This is a genomic window from Bacteroidales bacterium (genome assembly GCA_035342335.1).
Lineage (GTDB): Bacteria > Bacteroidota > Bacteroidia > Bacteroidales > JAGONC01 > JAGONC01.
Map to the genome: position 1 here is coordinate 1 of DAOQWY010000017.1, position 24,095 is coordinate 24,095.

A 24,095-nucleotide genomic window follows, 5' to 3' on the forward strand; every position below is an offset into this window, starting at 1 on the left:
AATTTTTCCAGAAGAATAAAACCGCCATCCTGTCGGTTTCAGCAGCCATGCTGGTGTTGCTGGGCAACAAGATCAAGACGGCAACCGTCATCGTCACTCAAAACCTCTTGCTCAAGGAAGGCATTGGTTTGCGACTGAAGGATACCATTGCCCTGAAAGCAGCTATCCTTCAGGAAGAATACCTGGCCTTTGCCAAGGCAAAGGGAACCAAAGCAACCAACGTGGCTACACTGGCCACGTTTGCTTTTAACAAGGCGCTGGCAGCCAACCCAATCGGTGTGGTGGTTACAGCCATCACGGCCCTGGTGGGCGCCATAAAGCTTTATGATACCTACAGCGCAGAATCCATTCGGCTGGAAAAAGAAAAGCAGCAGGCTCTGTCCCAGGTGTTGCAAGCCAATGAAAAGCTGTCCCAGTCCTATGATAAGCAGGGGGAAGTCATCGGAGAATTTACCAAACTGTCCATCGCCCAGCGCAGTGCCCTGATCGAGCAGGTGGACAAGACACTGGAGCTGGCCGAAGCTGAACTGATCCTGATGCAAGCACGGCGCCAGGGGATTGCCCAGGATAATTTCCGGTTGAACACCTGGCAGAAGTTTGTCTCGCTTCTTTTGGGCAGCAATGCAGCCACGTATGAAGCAGTCAAATCCGTTGAGAATTCAATCAGTGCCACCCAGGAGCTGGATACAGGGCTTGAGGATCTGATGGGAAAGATATCCCAGCTGCGCGAGCAGAAATTCTCCCTGGATGATATTGTCAATGCAGAAGCCGATGCCGATTTGATCGCCTCGGAAACCCTGGCCAATATCGAGGAGAAAATCCGCCTGTACCAGATTGCCCTGAAGAACGCTGCGTACCAGAGTGAAGATTTTTACCGCATCCTGGCCAAGATCAAGGATGCAGAAAAGATACAGGCCTCCCTGCAGATCGAAGTGCAAACCGAAACTGAAGCTGGTTCCGGCGGACAGAAGATCCAGCAGGCAGTTGACCAGGTACAGCAGGCTATTGACTCGTTTCACCAGCAGGCCTACCTCAATACGCTTTCGGCCAATGAACGGGAACTACAGGCTATCCGTGAAAAGTACGACAGGTACCTTGTCATGGCTACAGGTAATCACCGGCAGATTGCGGAGCTGGAAACCTTAAGGGATCAGGAATTAGAGCAAAAAGCCGTAGAGCAGGCTGCGCAGTCCCGGCAGCGTTATGAGGATTTGCTTAGCCAGAGGGATGAATTCCTGGCGTCGCTGCATCAGAAATCCATGGATGATCGCTCCCGTGAACTGCTGGAGAACCAGAACCACTGGAATGCGATCAAATCCCAGCTGGATATGTTCCACAGCCAGGGTGTGATCTCCGATGAGCAGTATTTCTCAACGCTGATGAATATTACCCGCATGGGGCGGGAGGATCAGCGCAAGATCCATGATGAGTTCAACCAAAAGGAGATCCAGGCCAACCAAGCAAAGAATAAAGCCATCACCCAGGCTAACCAGGAGGCTCTGATGGGAACGTTGTCTGTATTCAGCAACGTTCTTTCCGGGATGCAGGGGCTCTTTGATGAACAAAGTGAGGAGTTTCGTGCCCTGGCCATATTCCAGGCAACCATTGACACATGGGCGGCTGCCGTGGCAGCGTACAAATCCACGGTTGAAATACCCATTGCCGGTCCTGTGCTGGCGCCAATTGCAGCGGCTGCTGCCATCGCATTTGGAATGGCCAAGGTGGCAAAGATATCCACGGCTTCCTACCAAACGGGTGGATATACCGGCGAAGGTTCCCGAGAGGAGGTGGCTGGCGTGGTGCATAAAAATGAGTATGTCGTGCCTTCTTTCCTGATGGAAAACCCCATGGTAAAATCCTATATCCAGGAGATCGAATCCTTAAGAAGCATGAAAGACTATGCGGATGGTGGGTATGTGGAAGGTGGTTCGTACCGTATGGGTGAATCCATGATGGGTGATCCCCAGGTCAAACGTGCCCGCAGCATCATGGAGCTGCTGGCCCAAAACCCGGAGTTAGCCTCTGATCCAATACCAATGGATGCATACCTGGGCATGCAGTCCATCATTGAGGACATGCAAAAGAATTTTCTCACGGTTCAGGAGCTTATCCATCAACGCGATGAGCAATTAAAGAGCTCTGATTCCAATCCGCAGCAGCTGTACGATGAGTTCAGCGAGAAAATCTCCAGGGCAGAAGCCACCCAGATGCGCATCCAGCAGGCTGTTGAAAAACGTGACCGTCTCCTGATACAGTCGATCCGGTATCTGGATGATCATCCCATTGACCAGGAGGCTGCACTTTTGCCCATTGAGGGTGAGGGGTTTTCCCAAAGATCCACCAGTGGGCTGTCTTCGGTAGCGCTTAACCGCTCCATGGCCTATCAGATCAATACCGGTGACATCCATGGGATCAATGTGCCTTCGGCAAAAGACTCCCTCACGGCCTCAGCGGTTGCTCCTGTGGTCAACATTCCGGAGTTTCCCCGCTACACAGAGCAGCAAACTCCTGAAGAGCTGCTGGAGATGCTGGGCAAGCTGATCAAAAAGCTGGATGATCCCATCCAGGCCAGTGTCTCCTGGTGGGACATCAAAAAGAAAAACGATGACTTTGACCGGATCCGCAAAGCGGTCGGGGTGTAGGTGCTGTCCTTTTTAATCTTTGGTTTTCGTTGAAGTTTTGCTCCCATGATTACCATCAGCAAAACTCCTTCAAAAGTCTCTTTTTGCAATAATCCGATCGTTTTTGGCGTGTCCACCAATAACATGTATGCCTCCGATGGGGTAACTGCAAAAATTGTGTTGCAGCTTACCGCCACGGATGAGACCGTAGGACACGGATTTACACTGTCGTTCAACGATCATACCCTGGCATTTACCCTGGCATCTTCTCCTGATGAATCCGGCCTCCAGCTGATCGTTGCCTCAGGCGGGATCACACTTTCAGAGTGGGGCGACCTTCTGGTTGAAGGACTTCGCAGCAACTACCATCTGATATCCAACTACCATATATCGGGTATGTATATGGGCAACTACCGCATCACCCTGGAATCCATCAAACCAAAAGCGGATTATTCACTGACCTTGTCCGATAACACCATTGCCACACTTTCGGTGGAATCCAACCGGGCAGGAGCCACACCGGTGATGAGGGAGAATTTCAAGATCCTTGGCCGCGTCTACCTGGTGAATAATCCCGGTGAACTGACCTTTCTGGCAGAGGAACAACTCACTCCCGATGCTTCGGGAAACGCACAGTTTGACTTTGCCCAGTACCTGCTGGTGGAAATCGTGGACAGTAGCCGGTTTTTGTTTCCCCAGGTTGTCTCGGATTTCATCTTTGACCGCTCCGATCAGATCAAGCGCTTTGTGGTGCAGTTCTGTGAAAGCTACACAGGACTGTATCACCGCTTGCACATCACCTGGTCCACCGATACCTATGTCACGGTGGGAGGCATTGATTTTGCCCAGATGGCTAAATTGAGCCAGGAAGGTTCCTCGTTTTTTGACATGCTGCCCTATAACAAGGATTTCCTCACATGGCGTCCCCAGAGTAAAAAAATCTGGATCCGCCAGCCGGAAATGCTGCATTTTCTGGTGTGGTATGATGATACCTCCTGGCTGGCCCTGCTGATCAAAATCACCTACTCGGATAATTCAACCTATACTTTCACCAAATATACCTATTCGCCTATCCACAAGTACGATATCGTCGAGGTGGTGTGCACCTATGCCAAGCTGGATCTGATCTCTTTACCGCAGTCCCAGGGCAAAACCATCCAAAAATATGAGGTCTTTCTGGTGGATGATGGCGTGCAGGTTTCCCGGACCATGGAGTTCATCCTGGACCGCACGGTGTACCCCAACCAGCGGTTCTTTATCTTTCGCAATTCCCTGGGTGGTTATGACAGCCTCCGGTGCACCGGGGAAACCATCAAAGAAACCGATGTCGCACGGTTTACCGTGGAGCGGATCATCCCTGATTTCTCCGTGATGGATCCTCCCCGAAGGCAGATCCTTGCCCGGGAAACACAAAAATACACGACCAGCACCGGGTTCATCACCAAGCTGGAATCCGAATACCTCCGGGATTTTTTCCTTTCCAATGAAATCTATGAATTCATTGAAAACCGCCTGTATCCTGTCCTGGTGCTGTCCACATCCCTGAAGGTGCATAAGGATAATGACTATCTGTACTGCAGGGAATTTGAATATGCCAGGGCATATGAGGACGTGAATTATGCTCATGATGAGAACATCTATACATCGAAGAATTTCAACCAGAGTTTTAACTCAAGCTACCTCTAGACAATGGCCGTAAGATCATGGAACGAACTGAAGTCCTATGTGCAGCAGTATTTCCTGGAAAACTATGACGAGGAGATCACTGCCGAGCAGCTGCGGGTGTTTCTGATTGACCTGATTGACTCGGTTGCGATGTATTTCCAATCCAACGAGGGAACCATCCGCAAAGGCACGGTCAATGTGCTGACATCCGGCACCCAGGTGATCTTTGAGGTGCCGTTTTCCGATACCAATTATGTGGTCATCGGAAACTGCTTTGCTGCCAATAACCTGGTGCTTCACTCGGAATACGATTTTACCACAACCGGTTTTAAAGTCAAATCTGCAATCAACGGGAGATATAAATATGTGGCATTTCCTTTCTAAAATACTTCTGCTTTTGATTTTGGTACCCGGGGTGCTCCGGAGTCAGTCCATGTACGGGGATCGCATCTATGTGGATTCGCTCTCCTCAAAGATCCCCCAGGGAGTGGATACCTTGAAATTCATTTCCAATACAGATTTTCTAAAGACGGCTCGTTTTGAATCCCTTATCATGCTGGATACCGTAGCTGGAAATAATGGCAATTATATCGTACTGCTGGATACCTTGATCATCAAATCAGGTGACAGTCTGTATCTGCTCAGATTTGATGATGACACGCTGTTTTTAAACAAGGATACGATCCGCCTGGATAAGAACGATACCATATGGCTGCAGGATATCATGGATTGGCCGGATACTTCCTCCCTCATTCAGTACTTAAGCGATACCACCTGGGATGCAACCCGGTGGTGGGTCATAGAGCAATCCTATCTGATACAGGAACAGGATCTGCTCTGGGTAAATGATTCTGCTAATTATCTTCACCGCACAGATACAACCACCAAGGTCGCATCCCGCCACTGGGTGCTGCAGCTTGGATACCTCAAAGAAGAATCAGATCCTATATGGTTGTCGGATTCATCTTATTATTTGCATCATTCGGACAGCCTTACCAAAATAGCATCCCGACATTGGGTGCTGGGTCAGATACATGACAGCATTGCAGGCATAAATGTGGAAAGCTTTTGGACCTGGGTGGATTCGGCAACGGATACCCTCTATAACAATAAAACAGGGGTATTGTACCTGGCCACGGATGTCATAACAGACAATACGTTACGTACAGAAAACAATACAGTACTGGGCCGGAATGCTGGAGGATCTTTCACCCACTCATCCGGTGTGCAGGGGTGGTATAATACCTTGCTGGGCAATAATGCAGGAAACATCATCAGCAGCGGTTATGAAAATACGGCCATGGGATACAATGCCCTGGATGCCGCCACGACAGGATACCAGAATGTGGCCATTGGTAATAATGTGATGACTGCAGGAAGCACAGTATACAGAAATGTCGGGATAGGCTACAATGCCCTTTCCGGAGCATCTTATTCCAGCAATAACAACGTGGCCATCGGTTATGCGGCCATGGATGCCGCCACAACCGCAGATAACTCCGTTGCCATTGGTACGAATGCCCTGGGAGCTAACCAGTCGGCAGATTATTGCATTGCCATTGGCTCAAATGCATTATCCTATCTGACATCTTCTGCAGATGATAATTATAATATTGCCATTGGCCATAATGCGGGAGCCAGCCTGGATTACCAGAACAATGTCCTGATAGGCCATGAGGCTGGCCGGTACCTGGGACAATGCCAGGAAAATGTGGCACTGGGAAAGAATGCCTTATATGGAAACACCTCTGGCGTATTCAATTCCTCCATGAATGTCGCCATTGGAAATAATGCAGGATACTACATTTCCGGTGGTTCGATGGGCAATACAATCATAGGTACAGCTGCTGGGGCCTATCTGACCACAGGAGACTATAATGTTGTCATTGGAAATTATACGGGATCCGTCATGGGCTCCTCAGGGCTGACAACACAGAACAACCAGTTATGGATTGACGCTTCTGCAACTGCCAATCCATTAATCAAAGGTGATTTCAATATGGACACTTTAAGAATCAATGGTGCCCTGAGCATACGCGATGTCTCATCGAGCGTTGAAAAATATTTTCTTGTGCTGGATTCGGCAACCCATCGCATCTGCAAAATGGATACCACCGGATGGGGTGGTGGCGGTGGTGGTGTGGGAGTGGAATCAGATCCGGTATGGACAAGCGAAAAAACCAGTTATCAGGCAAAAGCCGATACGAATGCCTTTGATGCTTCAAAATTCTGGGTGCGTTCTCAGATCCATGACAGTATTGCTGGATTGGATCATTATAGCAATAATGAAGGCGTGCTTGATGTCAAAACTGCAGGAGCAAATTCCTCGGCCATATCAAGTAATACCTCCGGTAGTCCGGACATCTATATTAAGGGCGGAGCTAACATTACGATCACTGAATCTGGTGATACCATATTTATAGCAGGTAGTGGCGGTGCCTCAGGTGATAACCTGGGTGATCACAATGCCACAGAAAATTTAATGCTCAATGGTTTTGACATCAAAGAAGTGGATTCCCTTTACGCTTCAAACATTTATTCGGTAAGTGGAGAATTTGAATCCGCCATTGAAGCCATCTCCGCCTCATCCAGGCCTACTGCTGTTCTTAAAAAGACCACAGCGTATGCCTATGGCGTGCAAAATCCCTTGCAGCTACAATCATACGGTACATCCACCACCGGTGACGGGATAGGTGCAGGCATTGAATTTTTAGGGAAAGATGATGCCCAGAATTATACTCTGATGGGTAATTATCAGGTCATGATGCCGGAGAACGGAAACGGAAATGAAACATCAAAAATGGTTTGGCAGACCATAAAACAAGGTGGTTCCCCAACGGATGAAATGATCCTCAGTAGCGATAGCCTGACTGTCAATGGCGGGATAAGGGTAACAGGCTCTACCTTGAGATTTACCAGCGTTCCCAATGCAGAATATTCTACTGTTTTGATGTACAATCCAGCTACTAAGCTCATAAGCTATTATGACACCACCGGTCTTGGTGGCAGCGGAGCTGGAGGGGATATGTTCAAATCCACGTATGATACAGATAGCGATAATATCGTTGATAACTCTGAGAAAGTCAATAATGCCCTGTCCAATGGGTACGGCATCATGTCGCTTTCCTTTGACGGCTCTTCACCTAAATCCATCGTAATTGATACGGCTACTCTGAAAACTGTCTTTGACGGTGGGGGTGGTGGCGGAGATATGTATAAGCTGACATACGATAACGATAATGACGGTATCGTGGATAATGCCGAAAAAGTAAACAATGCCCTGTCCAACGGATATGGCATTTTGACCCTTTCTTATGACGGATCTGCCACAAAATCCATTGTGATTGATACCGCTTTATTGAAAAGCGTATTTGGTGGTACAGGTGGCGGAGATGTTTATAAGGTCGGAATGCCTGTGAATAATCAAGTGGGAATATGGACAGGCGATGGAACCATTGAAGGGGACAGTGACCTGGCGTTTGACGGATCAAAGCTCACTGCCAGTAAGTTCTATATTTCTTCTCCAGCCTTGGGTTCATCGGATTATGATAAATTCCTGGTTTTGGATGCATCCGGCAGTGAAGTGAAAACCAGGACAGGTTCCCAGGTGCTATCGGATATCGGTGCAGAAGCCGCACTAACCAAAGGCAATCTTACAGAAAATGTACCTGGTCTGCAGTTTGACAATGCCCGACAGGTGATCGGAGGACCTTCCACCTTAAGTCTGACTAGCGGATATGTCATACCCACCACTTCACAGGAGGCAAACTGGAATGCTGCTTATGGCTGGGGCAATCATGCCCTGGCAGGATACCTGACCACTGAAGCCGATCCGCAGGTGGGTGTCATCACTGCGAACTACCTTTCCAAATGGGATGGCTCTACTCTAAGCACCAGCAACATCCTGGATCATCCCAATTATGTCAGGATTGAGGACTCCCTGAAAGTCACCAAGCTCCGCGCCAATGAAACATCCAGGCTGGTCATGTGGAATATGACCACCGGGGAATTCAGCTATGTGGATACGGCTGCTTACCGGGATGGTGGTGGCGGAGTGATCCAGGAAATGGATCCTGTCTGGATCAGTGATTCTATAGATTACCTGCACCACTCGGATACGACCACCAAAGTTGCATCCCGGCACTGGGTGCTTGACCAGGGATACATAACCGAAATCGGTGCTGAAACCGATCCTGTATGGATCAGTGATTCCACAGATTACCTGCACCATTCGGATACGACAACCAAGGTTGCATCCCGCCATTGGGTGCTTGATCAGGGGTACATAACCGAAACCGGTGCTGAAACCGATCCTGTGTGGATCAGCGATTCCACAGAGTACCTGCACCATTCGGATACAACCACCAAAGTTGCCTCCCGCCATTGGGTGCTCAATCAGGGGTATATAACCGAAACCGGTTCTGAAACCGATCCGGTATGGATCAGCGATTCTATAGATTACCTGCACCATTCGGATACAACCACCAAAGTCGCATCCCGACACTGGGTGCTTGATCAGGGTTACATAACCGAAACCGAAGCTGAAACCGATCCTGTGTGGATCAGTGATTCCACAGAGTACCTGCATCACTCGGATACTACAACCAAAGTCGCATCCCGACATTGGGTGCTTGATCAGGGCTTTTTACTGGAAATCCCTGAGGAAAAAGATCCGCAGTGGATCCATGATTCTGCAGCGTATCTGCATCGCAGCGATACGCTGACAAAGGTTGCATCCAGAAAATGGGTGACTGACCAGGCATATATCAGTAAGGAAGAAGATCCCCAGGTGGGATCATCCAACACCACGAACTACCTTTCCAAATGGGATGGTCTGGCCCTGAATGCCAGCCAGGTGTATAATGATGGCACTTATGTTCGAATACCGAATGCCTTGAAAATTGGTTCAGGTTCTCCCAGTTCAAGTCTTGATGTGGATGGTAGTGCTATCATTGATGGCACTTTATCGACTAATGATTTGAGAATAACCGGTGCCAGTGCCGGTGCATCTTTGATTGCCCTTGTGCTGGACGGAGGGCAAAATGTGGATCTGAATACCTTGTCGGATGATTTTGCGGCCATCGAGGATTCTTCCAAATGGAGCAAAAGCGGCAGTTATGTATTCCAGAAAACCCTGACGGATTATGTGGGAATAGGCACCAATACTCCATCAGGACTCTTTCATGTGTTTGGCAACATGTATATTGGCAAGACTGCCGGCAATCCAATAAAACCAAGAATCATCAACAACGAAGTACCTTCCACATATATACAATTTGATCCTGGTGCAATCGTCATCAATCCAGACTGTTACATTCAGGGTGATCTGCTGGTTTCAAACGATTTTCATACGGATGAGATAAATACCGAGGCCATCGTGGAAATGACATCCGGTAATGGTATCACCGTGAAAGACTGGGGTGGAACCTCGATCGCATCTTTTTCATCCAATGGTACTCTGTTAAACCGTCCTGCACGAATCCCTGTAGAAACTCTTTCGAATCAAACTTCCGTGGTATCACCCAGCAAGTGGATATCGGTATATATCATAGATGCAGATGCCAACATTGAAGTATGGTGCGATAATGCCATTATCGGGGCAGGTCAGCTCTTTACGGTGATCAGTGACAATGCAGATGATCAGTCCTACACGATCACCCTGAAGGATTATGGCGCAGGCTCGGTGATCACAACCATTCCGATTGATCCCTCATTCGATACCAAGGCAGTGACACTCCTGTACACAGGAACTAAATGGGTTGTCTATTCCACCGGAAATGATTGAGAATAATTGCTGAAACCATAAATTAACCGATCGTGTTTTCTCTCTGGGTCAATGGTGAATTCCTGCAACTGAAAAAGCAATCCCTGTCGGTTGTGCTGTCCTCGCCCTTGTTCCTGGGACAGGAAACAATGAATTTCAGCCTGCCGTTTGAGGTTCCTAATACACCCTCCAATCAAAAGATATTGGGTTATCCCGGTGCTTATTTTTATTATAAGCTTCCTGAGGATAACCGTTTTGATTTCCGGCTGTATTACTGCGGTGCATTACTATTTTCAGGGATCCTGAAAATAGTTAATGCCTCCAGAGAATCCATGGAACTGCTGTTGATCGTTGCCAATGCCAGTCTGCTTAACCAGGTCAGAGAAAAATACTTGACGGAAATTGACCTTGGAGGTAACCGGGACATTGATCCCTATTATGTGACCTTTGAGACTGTTAAGGAGAAAGGCTATCCCCAGGTGGATTACAATGTTTTTCCTGTAGAAGACACCAAATTCTTTGACGGAACCCCGTTTGAAGCGTATTATAAAGAGCATTTCAACTCGGTCAATTTCTACCTGCAGGCTTATGGATTTTATTTCATCAATGCACCCATTGTCCCGTTCCCATACCTGGGTTATGTGTTCGGACAAATATTCAAAACCGCTGGCTTTGAACTGGTGGACAATGTGTTTAGAAAAGATCCTGACCTGGCCCGCCTGGTCATCTTCAATACATACTGCTCAAGTACCTTTGAAAAGGATAGTGCATACCTTTTGGATCCGCCCCGGACGATCAATTTGCAAAACCATGTGCCCTTCATTAAAGTGGCAGATTTCCTTTGGGAAATGGCAAACCTTGGAATTTTGACGTTTGTCAGTCCCCAGAATGCAAGGGTAATCACCCGAACCATCGACCAGCTTTACAATGATCCCTCATACCTGGATGTCAAATTGCTGGTGGATGCAAATTCCATCAGCATGGAATTTGAACCTGCCAAAGGATTTTCACTATCCTTTGCCGGGGATTCCTCGGATGATTACCTCAAATCCCAAACCTTCGATACATCCTCACTTCATTATGTGGGTGAAGTTCAGTCAATCGAAGATTTGCCTGCGGATGACAACCAGGTGAATGACTGCATGCTGGTGCACAGTGAGCATGCTTTTTATGTCTGGAGCTGGGAGGCTTATGACAGCACGTACCGCTGGATCCGATCCTCGGATCAGCTAAATCCATTTTACCAGGGAGATCGTGAATTTTCAATCGATGCTGCCAATGGATCCCTTGTACCGGATCGGGGCACTTCGGTCTACGGGCAGCATACCTGGCTTGTCCCTAAAACCGAACAGATAGGCAACTGCAGGGGATTTCCCAACTTCCAGTCCAATTCGTTTTCCCTGAGGCTGCTGCTGTACCATGGAATGAAACAGAATGGCGGGTATGAAGAGTATCCGTTTGGTTCCTCGCACAACTTTGATTATTTCAACAACAAATGTGGCGATCTTGCCATAACCTGGCATGGTCAGTACGGCTTTTATCAAAAATACTGGAAATCATTTCTTGATTGGTACCTGGGGGGAGTGAGGATCCTCAAATTCAAAGCCTATGGCCACATAGGGGATATCAAGTCAATTGATCTTTCGCGGAAATACCGCTACAACAACCTGCTTTTCTTTATTAAATCAGTGAAGATCAATTTTGATGAATCCGGTCAGGTGTCGTTTGAATTTGAAACGGCCCTGCTTTAAAACGCCCTGGATTTGTTTTTGATTTGTTCTATGCCATCCGGACGGGCATGCTTGGAGTATATGGTGGTCATGTCCAGGGATGAATGATCAGCCTGCTGCCTCACATATTCTGCAGAAATACCGTCCTCCAGCATTTGGATGATGCCACTATCACGCAGGGAATAAAATTTAATGGATATGGGCAATTTGAGATCCGTCCTCAGTTTTTCCCATCTTTTGGCAATTTTACGACTATCAACTTTTATTTTACCAGGTTTGAATCCCTCGGAAAATAGGTACCAACTAGGATCTATTTTTTCTATATCCATTTTTTTAAACATCTCTATCATATAGTTTGGTATGGTTCCGATTCGATCGGATCCATTTTTAGCCGTTTGTGCCGGGATGAAAATTGTCTGCTTTTTAGTATCAATATCCTTGATTTTGATCCCCATGATTTCTTTTGGACGAATCAATACATGAAAGGCCAGTAAACACATTACCAAATAGGAGTAGTCATTTTTCTCAAGATATTCTTTGATCCTTATTCTCGTTGGTTCGTCAATAATTTCTCTGTTCTTTTTCTTCTCTTTTTTCTTCGAAATTTCACTGAAGGGATTGGTTGCTGTATAATTTTTTTCTATCATCCAATTCCAAAATATCCTAAAGAATATCAGGTAGTTGTTGTAGGTTTTTTCACTGACTTTATTCTTTCTGTAAACATTGTTCATGAACTCTACGGCGAAATACTTGTTGAAACTGAAAATGTTCATTTCAGTTTGTTTTTCTTTCTCCATCCATTCTTTTAGTTTTTTCCCGAATGAATTATAGGATCTGAATCCATCAGGACGCATTTCTCTTTTTTTCTCCGCCAAGAATGTATCAATAACCTCGTACAATCTGTTAAATGCCTTTGGTGCTTCTTCTTCAACATAAGGATTCCAACCCTCTGCAAGTTTCCGGTTTATTTTTACGATCAATTGCTGGGCAATTCTTCTGCGATCCAATCTACTCTTGATCCGATTGAACTTTATTCTTTTCCTGCGTAATAGATTGGAATAGGGATCAAGGGCATAAAAATAAATGTACCAATCTTTGCCTTCCACCAGTCGGGCAGGAATATAGTCGGGGCAGACCACCGAACTTTTTCTTTTTTGTCTGGATTTCGACATTTCGTTATTATTGTCCTGATTCTGTCCCGTTATGTCCTCTAAAAAATTCCGAAAGCTGGATTTATCAATACTTTCGGAATTTTTTGCGGAGAGAGGGGGATTCGAACCCCCGGTACCCTTTCGAGTACGACAGTTTAGCAAACTGTTGGTTTCAGCCGCTCACCCACCTCTCCGTTTGTCAAACTACCCCGCTTTCATTCAGAGGTGCAAAAATAGGAATTTTTGGCAAATCGGCGAGGAATGTGGAAAATAAATAAAGCTACAAGCTACAAGCTGCAAGTATTATCTTTTAAATTTTTCATTTTATATCCTTCATGCTTCATGCTTCATAGACTATTTGATCATACCTAAGATTTCGATAACTTTGCCGCTCAAAAATATCCACGAATGACCACAAATGACGCGAGGCACTCAGCGCTTCGCAAATGACAACGAATGACCGCGAATAACGCGAGGCGCGCAGCGCCGAGCAAATAACCACAAACCACCAAATCAGAATCCTATGGGACGAACATTCGCAGAAAAAATCTTCAACGCCAACGCAGGCGCCATTGTATTTAAAAAGCCCGACATCGTCATGTCGCACGATAATACGGCCAGCATCGAGAAAACTTTCCGGAAAATGGGAGGAACAAAGGTCAGCGACCCGGATCAGCTGTTCATTGTGCTCGATCATAACGCCCCACCAACCAGTTCAAAATTATCCAACGACTACCAGCGGATACGGGAAATCGCTGCAGATCAGGGTGTGACCAAATTCCACGATGTCGGTGATGGTATCTGCCACCAGCTAATGGCCCTCTATGCCCGCCCGGGTATGCTCATTGTCGGCAGCGACAGCCATACCTGCACCGCCGGCGCCTTCAACGCATTCGCCGCCGGTATCGACCGCACTGAAACTGCCGGGCTTTGGAAACAGGGGGAAACCTGGTTCCTGGTACCAGAAAGCATTAAAGTAATACTTCATAAGAAATTTAATAAAGGAGTGTATGCTAAGGACTTATCTCTCTGGATCATTGGCATGATCGGTTCCAGCGGGGCCGATTACCGTTCCATTGAATTTCACGGGGATGGTGTAGCCACCCTTTCGATCTCTGACCGTATGACGCTCGCTAACCTGGCCTCTGAAATGGGTGCCAAGAATGCAGTTTTTCCGGCTGATCCTATTCTGGAAGAACATTTTGGTAAAAAAATTCCGGGTGTATGGGCGGATGAAGATGCACAGTATGTCAGGGAAATTACCATCAACCTGGATGAAATCTTCCCCGTGGTGGCGGCACCGCACCATGTGGATAATGTGAAAGCGGTTTCGGAAGTACAGGGTACCAGGTTGCATCAGGCCCTGGTGGGAACCTGCACCAATGGCCGCCTGGAAGACCTGCGCGAAGCAGCCCGCGTACTCAAAGGCAAAAAAATACCTCCCGGATTCCAGTTCCTGGTGATCCCTGCATCTAAGGAGATCTATCTTCAGGCAATGGAGGAAGGTCTTATCCGCATATTCATCGAATCCGGGGCCAACGTCCTGTCGTCTTCCTGCGGCCCCTGCCTGGGTACCGGCCAGGGAATTCCTGCCGACGGTCATACGGTCATATCCACGGCCAACAGGAACTTCAAGGGAAGGATGGGGAATAAGGAATCCGGCATCTACCTTGCATCGCCGGCAACAGTGGCGGTGTCGGCCCTTCACGGTGAAATAACGGATCCCCGCGGAATAAAGGCTTCGGATAAGTTCCCTTACGCTTCGGCTCAAAGTCCTACGGTCACTATCCCCGATGGCGAAGACCGCTTCCTGAAAGGAACGTGGAACTACGCGGATGTCAACAACCTGAACACGGACCAGATGTTCGCCGGAAACCTGACGTATAACGTCCTCAGCTCTGAGCCGGATAAGATAATGCCCCATTTGTTCAAGGGTTTCGACGACAGCTTTGCCGAAAGGGTCAAATCAGGGGACATTATCATTGCCGGTGCCAATTTCGGCTGCGGCAGCTCACGCGAACATCCGTCTGTGGGGCTTGCCTATGCCGGGATCAAAGCCGTCATCTGCAAATCCGTCAACCGTATATTCTACCGCTCATCCGTCAACCAAGGGCTTCCGATCATTATCCTTCCAGAGGCTGTGAATGACTATAAAGCTGGTGATAAGATTGAGATCGAATTCGAGAAAGGGATCGTTAAAATAGGGGAGAAGTCGTTCGCTTTTGAACCTTTGCCCGATAAGCTGATGGCCATCTTTCAGGCTAAAGGCCTTGTCAATTATATCCGGAACGCGTAAAAATTGATGGAATAGAACACGGATAACGCGGACGAAAAGGAATATCACGGGATAATTTGTCCGCGATATTCACCTTAAGCCACGTTGTAGTCAATGTACCCTACCCCTGCACCCCTCCCCTGCTTGCAGGGGAGGGGACGGGGGAGGGGTACTTGGTAGTTTCCCTGGTGCTTGTACCGGAAACATGGGGGAGGGGTAATTGGTAGGCCTCACCGGATAATGTTCATAATGAGTAAAAAAACAAAGATATTGCTATCGGCAGCAGCCCTCCTTCTCCTGGCTGCCTTCTATGTCATCACTCTGAAGACCGCTCCGAAAAATGCCAGTTACTTCCCTTTCCTGCTTCTGCTCATTGGGCTTGACCTTTTCCTTTGGAAATCAATCCATCCGCTCTTAAGAAAAACGGCAGTTTACTTCCGGATACCTTTTACCATACTTTACTGGTCACCCTTCCTGATCCTCATCCTGAGCCAGTTATCAGCGCTGTTCCTTGAAGCTGGTGACACATCATCGCCTTTCCTGATCTACCTGATGGGCTTTGTATTCGTAATGTATGCCTGCAAACTCATTCCTGCACTCATCCTGCTTCTGACGGTGATTTTACGCCATCTTTTAATCACAGGCAGACGGCTCTTCAGCAGGAAGAGCGACTCATCGGCCAGAGGATTGAAAAGCCTCCGTATGGTGCAGTACGCTGGCTATGGCTTCGGGATGATCCTGCTGGTCTTTTTGGTTCTCGGCATGGTTGTATGGGGATATAATTACCAGGTCATTGAACAAAAGCTTGAGCTCTCCGACCTTCCTGAAGGTTTCCAGGGATTGCGCATTGTCCAGATCTCTGATCTCCATTTGGGTACCTGGCCCTCCGTGAAGAAACTGGAACAGGTTGTAAACACGGTGAACTCCCTTGACCCTGATCTGATCCTGTTTACAGGAGACCTTGTCAATTCGGTGACCGGTGAGGCGATTCCCTATGAAGGTACCTTAAGCCAGTTCAGTGCGCCACTTGGAATTTTTGCAGTACTTGGCAATCACGATTATGGTGATTATGCATCGTGGGATACCCCTGAAGCAAAGGAGAAGAATATGACGGAACTGTACAGTTACTTTGACAGGATTGGCTGGAGGCTGTTATGCAACCGTCACGAAATCGTTCACTTGAACGGCGATAGCCTGGCAATTGCCGGGGTTGATAACTGGAGTGTCTACGACCGTTTTGAAACAAGGGGAGATCTCCGGCAAGCGACGACGGGATTGGATGATACCCGGATGATCATCCTCCTGACGCATGATCCAACCCATTGGGAAGAGGAAGTCATCCGGGATTTCCCGCAGATTGATCTTACACTGTCCGGTCATACCCACGGTTTTCAGTTTGGCATTGAGACCAACCGCTTTCAGTGGAGTCCTGTCCAATGGCTGTACGGCAAATGGGCCGGAATATATGAATTTGTTCATGCAGACGGGCGAAAACAATACCTTTATGTCAATCGCGGGTTGGGAGCTATCGGGTATCCGGGGCGTGTAGGGATTAAGCCGGAGATAACGCTATTGGTGCTTGAGTGATTGGTAGCTGCAAGTTACAAGCTACAAGCTGCAAGCTGCAGGAATCTTTATCCGTAGTGAAGATTTTGATAACTTTGCACCCAATAATATCGACAAATAACCACGAATAACGCGAGGCGCGCAGCGCCGAACAAATGGCCACGAATGACAACGAATGACTACGAATAACCACGAATAATCTTCCATTTATGCCAAAACTTGATATACAGGGAACCGCGTTTGATGTTGACGGCGATGGTTTTTTACAGCAGCCTGAGCTCTGGAACGAAGAAGTGGCCGTACTCTTTGCCAAACACGATGGTACTGGGGAATTGAATGAAAAACACTGGGCCGTGATCCACTTTATCCGTGACCACTGGAAAGAAACGGATATGGCTCCGATGGTTCGCAAAATCTGTGAACATACCGGACTTCGGCTCCGGGAAATCTACGAATTGTTCCCGATGGGGCCTGCGCGGGGCGCCTGTAAGATCGCCGGCTTACCCAAACCGGATGGATGTGTTTAAATAGTCCATTATGACCACATTCCATTGGGTTTTTCTGACCTGCACAGGTGTTTGCTTCCTGGTTTGCCTGTATCATTTCGTACGCTCCCTGTTCCTGACAAGGCCCAGGGAATATGCCAAAGCCAGGGGGAAGGTGTTCCCGGCCGTTGCCTACTCCTTTACCAAGGCGATGTCCCCTTCACGTAAGGAATCAGCCTACCTTCACCTGCCAACCTACGTCAGTGGCCTGGTCTATCACCTTGGAACATTTTTAAGCCTGTTCCTGGTCTTTCTTTTCTTTTTCAATGTTTACCCTACCTTACCCTGGTCTGCAATTTTTGCCGGTGCACTGTCCATTTCTTTTCTTGCTGGCTGGTTTATCCTTATCAAACGGATCATCAAAAAGGAGTTACGGCAGCTCTCCAATCCTGATGATTTTATCAGCAATGCACTGGTCACGGCCTTTCAGGGGTTCGTTGTCCTGACACTGCTGATAAATTCCCTCACTCCGGCTTTGCTCATCTGCGCTTCCGTGCTGATGCTCTATATTCCCATTGGAAAATTGAAGCATGTCGTTTATTTTTTCACTTCCAGGGTTTACCTGGCCATTTTTTTTGGAAGACGGGGTGCATGGCCCGTAAAAGAAGAGCGATCATGAGCGATGACCTGATGACATCCCGGGAAAAAGCACTGAAGGCATTGAAGGATAACCTCGACGGGCGCCTACTTTCAAACCTGAACAGTTGTGTTCATTGCGGATTGTGCGGTGAATCCTGCCAGTATTTTCTGACAACACGGGATCCCCGGTTCATCCCTGGCCGCAAGGTGGATTTGATTTCGGGCATTTACAGAAGATACCACACCGTAGCCGGCAGATTCATCCCCAGGCTGGTTGGCGCCCGGGATCTGGACGAAGATGCGGCCCGGGAAATGGTGGATGTGCTCTTCGGTGCGTGTACGATGTGCGGAAGATGTACGGCACACTGTTCCATCGGGATTGATATTCCGTTTTTGGTCAGATCAGCCCGGACCTTGCTCTCTGAAATGGACCTGGTGCCAAAAGGTTTAAGGTCAACGGTCGATGCCGCCATCCAGTCGGGTAATAACATGGCCATACCGCACAACGAATTTGTGGATACGATCCTCTGGCTGGAAGAAGATCTGAAAATGGAGGTAAATGATGAATCTGCCTCGATCCCCCTTGACCAGCCAGGCAAAAAGATCATGTATACGCTGAATCCCAGGGAGCCAAAATTCTTTCCGCTTTCGATCAGTGCCATGGCCAAGGTCTTCTATGCAGCAGGTGAGAGCTGGACTTTGTCGAGCAAGGTCTACGATGTCACCAATTATGCCTATTATTCAGGCGAGGATCGGCTGGCTGCTGAACTCACCGACCGGCTGGTCAGTGAAATGCAAACCCTCGGCTCGGAGATAATGGTTCTGGCAGAGTGTGGACACGGTTCCCGCTCCATCCGCTGGGAAGGACCCGAATGGATCGAAAGGTCCTATCCATTTGAGGTGATCACGGCCGTTGAATTACTGGCAGATTACATCCGCTCTGGCAGAATAAAGGTAGATCCCGCCAAAAACAAACTTCCGGTAACCCTTCACGATCCCTGCAACCTTGTCAGGCTGGGCGGAGTGATTGAAGAGCAGCGCTACATTCTGAAGCATACGGTCAGCAACTTCATTGAGATGACACCCAACCGCACCGACAATTACTGCTGCGGTGGCGGTGGCGGCCAGCTTTCGATGAGTGAATACAACGACAGAAGGCTGAAGATCGGCAAGCTGAAAGCTGACCAGATACAAAGAACCGGTGCAAAGATCGTCGCCACGCCCTGCCATAACTGCATAGACCAGATCATGGGACTTAACCAGCATTACGGACTGGGCGTGGAGGTTAAAACACTGGGCGAGATCGTAGCAGATGCGCTGGTGCTCAATCCATAAAATCAAAGGTCAAAAAGCAAAACTTAAAAATACTTTTGATCTTTGATATTTACTCTTTGCTTTTTGATCTTCTCATGAGGGCTATTTCCTTCACAGCCTCAATAGCCCTATCAATGTGCTCTTCCGTGTTGAACGGTCCAATGCTGAACCTGACTGAGCCGTGGATTTTATCTGTTCCAAGCTGCACATGCACCAACGGTGCGCAATGCAATCCCGTACGGCAGGCGATGTTGTGGTCAACATCCAGCATGGTCCCGACATCTCCTGCCTCCCAGCCCTGGATGTTAAAGCTTAAAACGCCGTTGTGGTGATCTGAACTCTCAGCACAATAGAGAATGACACCGTCAATTTGCCGGAGTCCATCCCGTAATTTTTGCCAGAGCACCATATCTTTCCTGTGCAGGTTCTCAACGCCCTGTTCCCTGATCCAGCGGTTCCCCGCACAAAGCCCTGCCACGCCGACAATATTCAACGTGCCGACTTCCATCCTGTAGGGAAACTCCTCCAGATGGAACGGATAGGCTGAACGCACACCTGTCCCTCCAAAGCGTGTACCCCTGATGGGAACATTTTCTCCAACATAGGAGCCGCCGATGCCCGTGGGCCCGAACAGGCATTTGTGCCCGGTGAAGGCAAGCAGGTCGATGCACATGGATTGTACGTCAATCGGAATGTGACCGGCTGTCTGGCTTGCGTCAACGGCAAAATAGATCCCTGCTTCCCGGCAGCAACGCCCAATTTCAGCAATTGGCTGAATGGTGCCAATCACATTCGATCCGTGGTTGATGATCACCAGCCGCGTGTTCTTCCGGAAAGCTTTCTTTACATCATCAGGATCAAGGTAACCACGATCATTAAATGGAATATAGGTGACGTCAATATCACCATCGTGTTTTTTATGATACAGGGGCCTGAGAACCGAATTATGCTCCAAATTGCTGGTGATCACGTGATCCCCCTTGCTTAACATGCCCTGAATGATCATGTTCAGCGAGTCACTCGCATTGTAACTGAACGTAAGATAGTAGGGATTCGTACCATTGAAAAAATCAGTCAGCATTTTTCGTGTTGAAAAAACCAGTTCTTCACATTCCAGTGTCTTGTCATACCCTGACCGGCCTGGATTGACACCGTTCTTCCGGTAAAATTCATCCATGAAATCGTAAACCACTACCGGCTTCGGGTAGGTTGTCGCCGCATTGTCAAGGTAAATCAATTCTCCCATCCCTATGCTTATTTTGATCTGTGAAATTAATAACAATAATTCAGTTACCAATGAACAATTTCCAACTGAATATTTTTAATTGACAATCGACAATTGACAATTGACAATCATTCTAAACCTCTACGTCAGATCAAACCAGTCTTTCACAAGTACAGTCTTGTCCTCAGGCTCGCTTATGTGCCTGAACTCATTGGTCCTTTTGTTATATTCATACTGCCCTGAATAACGATGACCATTCAGGGCAATAAATTCTATGCCTTCCAAAATACGGTCAAGGTCATCGCCGGTTACGGTGGGATGAAGTGAAAGCCTCACCCAGCCTGGTTTCACCGAAAGATCACCGTGACTGATCCGCTGCGTGATCTCACGCGAATGCTCGTGGCTCACGTCCAGCAGGAAATGACCGTAAGTTCCTGCGCAGGCGCAGCCGCCCCTGACTTGGATGCCAAAAAGATCATTGAGCAATTTGACAACCAGGTTGTAATGCAATCCGTCCAGATAGAAAGAGATCACTCCCAGCCGTTCCCTTATGTTGTTGGCCAGGATATGGATCCCCGGGATCTGATCCAGTCCTTCGAATGCCTTTCTGACCAGAAAGGCTTCCCGCTCCTGTATCATTTGTGTTCCCATCTGGTTTTTTAACTCTATGGCGAGCGCAGTTTTGATTGCCTGTAAAAATCCAGGAGTACCCCCGTCTTCGCGTGCCTCAATGTCATCAATGTATTTATATTCTCCCCACGGGTTGGTCCAATCCACTGTGCCACCTCCCGGTTGATCGGGTACGGGATTATCGTAAAGTGAGGAAGAGAAAACCAGCACGCCTGAACTGCCGGGCCCGCCCAGGAACTTATGGGGAGAAAAGAAAATGGCGTCCAGCCTTTTCATTGGATCTTCGGGATGCATGTTGATATCGACATAGGGCGCTGAAGCAGCAAAATCAACAAATATGACTCCGCCGTTCTCATGCATGATCCTGGCGATCTCGTGATAAGGTGTCTGAATCCCCGTGACGTTGGAGCAGGCAGTCACCGATGCGATCTTCACCGGCCTGTCGCTGTACTTTTCAAGGCTGCGACGCAGCTCGTCCGGATCGACCAGCAAATCTTTGTCGGGCTGCAACTGTACGATGTCGGTCGCTGTCTCAAACCAGGAAGTATGATTGGAATGATGTTCCATATGGGTGAGGAACACCACAGGACGTAGCTTTTCCTCAAGGCAATCCCTTCTGGCCAGTCGCCCACAACCCCTCAGTCCCAGGATACGCTGAAACTTATTGACAACACCCGTCATCCCAAATCCTGAAGTGATGACCACATCCGACGGGCTGGCGTGCACGTGGTCCTTGATCTTCTTTTGTGCCAGGTGATAGGCCTTGGTCATCAGCGTTCCCGTTTCGGTGGTTTCGGTGTGGGTATTGCCAACATAAGGTCCGATCACATTCACCAGTCTTTCTTCTATCGGCCTGTAAAGCCTTCCGCTTGCAATCCAGTCGGCGTAGAGGATCAATTTTTTTCCAAATGGAGTGGTTATCACCAGGTCCTGGCCGATGATGTTTTGTCTGAATTGCTGGAAATATTCCTCGAGCTCTTTTTGCCTGTCCATTGGGGGGATTTCTGCCGGTAAAAGTAACGAATTATTTCGATTCTATTCCTCCGTGCTCCTCAGTGAAACCCTCTGAGCGCCTCTGTGGTTAAAGGTATTTTTACTACAGAGGTGAAGGAGATAACTCAGAAGCATACGGAGAAAATGAATGATAATTAATCCTGAATTATTCTAAAAATCTTTATTTCCATGTCATCCAGATAAAAACTTCCCTGATCTTTATTCCAGATGTAAAAGCGTATCTGATCAGCGTCATCGTAAAGGTGTGGTAACCTGAATCCTGTTTCCGCCAGTCGCCATTGTCCCGTAAGAGCATCAGGAACCTTTTTTAACTTAAAATTCCTGTAATACAATGACCTGTATCGGTCATCCAGTATGTCAGTTATGAATACTGCACCTTTTGCTGCATTTGTATCCTCTTCAAAATACCTCACGGAGAAACTGACATAAAGGTCGCCCCTCCCTGTAAGGTCTTCTCTGGTTGCCAACGGATAGCCAAAACTGTAAGGATGGATGCTGTCCATTCTCAGATGATGGTTCCCCGAGAAGGCCTTTCCGGTATCGGCCTCCTGCAGCTTGATCCAGCCCGGATATTCCCGTTCGAAGTCTTGAAATACGGAGACGACGGGTGTCTCTGCCAGCCTGCCGTAGATTGTTTCCTTATCCGTTCCTGTCTGGTCTTCAAACCGGGTGGAAGTTTTTAGAAAGGTGTACCAGTAAGCAGACTTGTCCATCGAATCCGCGTGAATGATGCCCCTGGAGTACTGGTAGCTCTGGATAAGGTTCAATCCGATTGCTAATACAATGAGTCCGCAGATGATCGTTTTTCCTGTTCTGGCCAACCGGTCATAAAAAATACCGACCGGGATCAGGAATATTCCGTAGTGATCAACCATTGGCCTCATGCCGAAACCATCCCCGTAAAACCAGTTCCACCAGGCGGAAAAAAAGTAGAGAGCAGATAGGAGAAAGGAGAGATGAAAAATGAATTCATATCTAGATTTATTCCAGAGAATGAAATAGCCGGGAATCAATAATAACATGAAAGGGGTGTACACAAACCAGCCTTTCTTATAACTGAACAGAAAATCGATGATATGCGGATGAGTCAGGTTAAATCCTTCTCCCGGATACAACCAGTGAAACGGACTGCCGGTCTGAAGGATAAGCAGGATCAACTGCGGTGAAACGGTTAGTAAAAATATAGCTGCTGCTTTCAGGATAGTGGGGGCAGGGTATCTCTGTGCGCCTCCGTGACTTCCTCCGCGCGCCTCTGCGGTAAAAAAAGATTTGATGCCGGACAATAGGGTACTTGCCTTACCTGCCAGAAAAGGAACTGCAAGGAGCACGATGATGTTCACCGGCCGGATCAACACCACCAGACCCAACGCAAAGGCCGCAAGCAGCAGCATATTGGATTGCCCTTCTGTGAAGTATCTCCTGACTGAGAAAGCAAACAGCGTGACCGCAAAAAAGGAATATACGTGGGATAACGATGGTTGAATGAAAGCATAGAAGAACAAATTCGTGGCAAACACAACAGCTATTAACAGCATCAGTAAGACATTATCGGATAGCGGATACGTCCTGAGCAGCCTCTTTAGAAAAAGCAATCCCAGGAACAGATAGAGCAAAGCTGACAGTGCCACGCCGTACTGAAACAGGATTTCGTGCCCATCCGCTCCCAGGCCTGTCAGGTGCGACGCACCCAGTGCCGCCAGAAACAGGGGCGTCTGAAGCAAGGCAGTACCGCAGGTATACTTGTTGATCAGAACCTCGCCACCCCTGATGAAATAATGAGGCTGGTGATACCTTTCGTCTGCTGCCGATGATCTTTTTATGAACTCTTCAAAATCAATAGTATGGTAAATAAAAATTGATGGTAACCAGGCATAATACCCATTCCCGTCACCATCGATGAAGACCTTCCTGGAGGAATAGAATCCGAAATTGACAATAAAAAACGCAATGATGAGGGTCAGGAGAATAAACAGCTGTTGTTTCGATGACCGGCTTTTCATGAACAGAGAAAAACAG

General features: G+C 47.9%; 14 protein-coding genes and 1 tRNA gene. 10 read left to right on the top strand and 5 right to left on the bottom strand.

Annotated elements, in window-relative coordinates; translation table 11 throughout:
- The 5 genes from PKI34_09300 to PKI34_09320 all read left to right on the top strand — a co-directional run.
- Positions 1 to 2,642: hypothetical protein (locus tag PKI34_09300; GenBank protein ID HNS18002.1), on the top strand; the 2,642-nt coding region annotated here is incomplete at its 5' end.
- A gap of 45 nt (positions 2,643 to 2,687) precedes the next feature.
- Entirely contained in the window at positions 2,688 to 4,307 is a 1,620-nt protein-coding gene (locus PKI34_09305; protein ID HNS18003.1) for a hypothetical protein, read from the top strand.
- Positions 4,308 to 4,310: 3 nt separating this feature from the next.
- On the top strand, positions 4,311 to 4,670 hold the full coding sequence (locus PKI34_09310) for a hypothetical protein (GenBank protein HNS18004.1): 360 nt from the start codon (positions 4,311 to 4,313) through the stop codon (positions 4,668 to 4,670).
- Between the two features lie 13 nt (positions 4,671 to 4,683).
- The gene (locus tag PKI34_09315; GenBank protein ID HNS18005.1) at positions 4,684 to 10,071 is read left to right on the top strand and encodes a hypothetical protein; all 5,388 of its coding nucleotides are present in this window, start codon (positions 4,684 to 4,686) and stop codon (positions 10,069 to 10,071) included.
- A gap of 32 nt (positions 10,072 to 10,103) precedes the next feature.
- Entirely contained in the window at positions 10,104 to 11,801 is a 1,698-nt protein-coding gene (locus tag PKI34_09320; GenBank protein ID HNS18006.1) for a hypothetical protein, read from the top strand.
- Here PKI34_09320 and PKI34_09325 read toward each other — a convergent pair.
- A complete protein-coding gene (locus PKI34_09325) occupies positions 11,798 to 12,952 on the bottom strand; it encodes a tyrosine-type recombinase/integrase (protein HNS18007.1) in 1,155 nt (384 codons plus the stop codon). The two genes, PKI34_09320 and PKI34_09325, sit on opposite strands and share 4 nt — an antisense overlap.
- 86 nt (positions 12,953 to 13,038) lie before the next feature.
- Positions 13,039 to 13,125 (bottom strand) — tRNA-Ser (locus tag PKI34_09330).
- Between the two features lie 329 nt (positions 13,126 to 13,454).
- Here PKI34_09330 and PKI34_09335 point away from each other — a divergent pair.
- The 5 genes from PKI34_09335 (at position 13,455) to PKI34_09355 (ending at position 19,231) form a co-directional block, all read left to right on the top strand.
- Positions 13,455 to 15,227, top strand: coding sequence for an aconitase/3-isopropylmalate dehydratase large subunit family protein (locus tag PKI34_09335; protein ID HNS18008.1), 1,773 nt, complete (start codon positions 13,455 to 13,457; stop codon positions 15,225 to 15,227).
- 228 nt (positions 15,228 to 15,455) lie between these two features.
- Positions 15,456 to 16,793, top strand: a complete 1,338-nt coding sequence (locus PKI34_09340) for a metallophosphoesterase (GenBank protein HNS18009.1) — start codon at positions 15,456 to 15,458, stop codon at positions 16,791 to 16,793.
- A gap of 188 nt (positions 16,794 to 16,981) precedes the next feature.
- On the top strand, positions 16,982 to 17,299 hold the full coding sequence (locus tag PKI34_09345; protein HNS18010.1) for a TusE/DsrC/DsvC family sulfur relay protein: 318 nt from the start codon (positions 16,982 to 16,984) through the stop codon (positions 17,297 to 17,299).
- A 10-nt stretch (positions 17,300 to 17,309) separates the two neighbouring features.
- Complete coding sequence (locus PKI34_09350; protein HNS18011.1) at positions 17,310 to 17,936, top strand: hypothetical protein; 627 nt, start codon at positions 17,310 to 17,312, stop codon at positions 17,934 to 17,936.
- Complete coding sequence (locus tag PKI34_09355) at positions 17,909 to 19,231, top strand: (Fe-S)-binding protein (GenBank protein ID HNS18012.1); 1,323 nt, start codon at positions 17,909 to 17,911, stop codon at positions 19,229 to 19,231. The genes PKI34_09350 and PKI34_09355 overlap by 28 nt, the downstream gene beginning before the upstream one ends.
- Positions 19,232 to 19,280: 49 nt before the next feature.
- Here PKI34_09355 and PKI34_09360 read toward each other — a convergent pair whose 3' ends face one another.
- The 3 genes from PKI34_09360 to PKI34_09370 form a co-directional block, all read right to left on the bottom strand.
- Positions 19,281 to 20,456, bottom strand: coding sequence for an aminotransferase class V-fold PLP-dependent enzyme (locus tag PKI34_09360; protein HNS18013.1), 1,176 nt, complete (start codon positions 20,454 to 20,456; stop codon positions 19,281 to 19,283).
- Between the two features lie 120 nt (positions 20,457 to 20,576).
- Positions 20,577 to 22,058, bottom strand: a complete 1,482-nt coding sequence (locus PKI34_09365; GenBank protein HNS18014.1) for an aminotransferase class V-fold PLP-dependent enzyme — start codon at positions 22,056 to 22,058, stop codon at positions 20,577 to 20,579.
- Positions 22,059 to 22,213: 155 nt separating this feature from the next.
- On the bottom strand, positions 22,214 to 24,079 hold the full coding sequence (locus PKI34_09370; GenBank protein ID HNS18015.1) for a hypothetical protein: 1,866 nt from the start codon (positions 24,077 to 24,079) through the stop codon (positions 22,214 to 22,216).
- Positions 24,080 to 24,095: the final 16 nt, after the last annotated feature.

Excerpts from the sequence above, each read along its gene's own strand:
- PKI34_09305 (HNS18003.1), top strand. The coding sequence starts at position 2,688 with ATGATTACCATCAGCAAAACTCCTTCAAAAGTCTCTTTTTGCAATAAT.
- PKI34_09310 (HNS18004.1), top strand. The coding sequence starts at position 4,311 with ATGGCCGTAAGATCATGGAACGAACTGAAGTCCTATGTGCAGCAGTAT.
- PKI34_09325 (HNS18007.1), bottom strand. The coding sequence starts at position 12,952 with ATGTCGAAATCCAGACAAAAAAGAAAAAGTTCGGTGGTCTGCCCCGAC.
- PKI34_09335 (HNS18008.1), top strand. The coding sequence starts at position 13,455 with ATGGGACGAACATTCGCAGAAAAAATCTTCAACGCCAACGCAGGCGCC.
- PKI34_09340 (HNS18009.1), top strand. The coding sequence starts at position 15,456 with ATGAGTAAAAAAACAAAGATATTGCTATCGGCAGCAGCCCTCCTTCTC.
- PKI34_09345 (HNS18010.1), top strand. The coding sequence starts at position 16,982 with ATGCCAAAACTTGATATACAGGGAACCGCGTTTGATGTTGACGGCGAT.
- PKI34_09350 (HNS18011.1), top strand. The coding sequence starts at position 17,310 with ATGACCACATTCCATTGGGTTTTTCTGACCTGCACAGGTGTTTGCTTC.
- PKI34_09355 (HNS18012.1), top strand. The coding sequence starts at position 17,909 with ATGGCCCGTAAAAGAAGAGCGATCATGAGCGATGACCTGATGACATCC.
- PKI34_09360 (HNS18013.1), bottom strand. The coding sequence starts at position 20,456 with ATGGGAGAATTGATTTACCTTGACAATGCGGCGACAACCTACCCGAAG.
- PKI34_09365 (HNS18014.1), bottom strand. The coding sequence starts at position 22,058 with ATGGACAGGCAAAAAGAGCTCGAGGAATATTTCCAGCAATTCAGACAA.
- PKI34_09370 (HNS18015.1), bottom strand. The coding sequence starts at position 24,079 with ATGAAAAGCCGGTCATCGAAACAACAGCTGTTTATTCTCCTGACCCTC.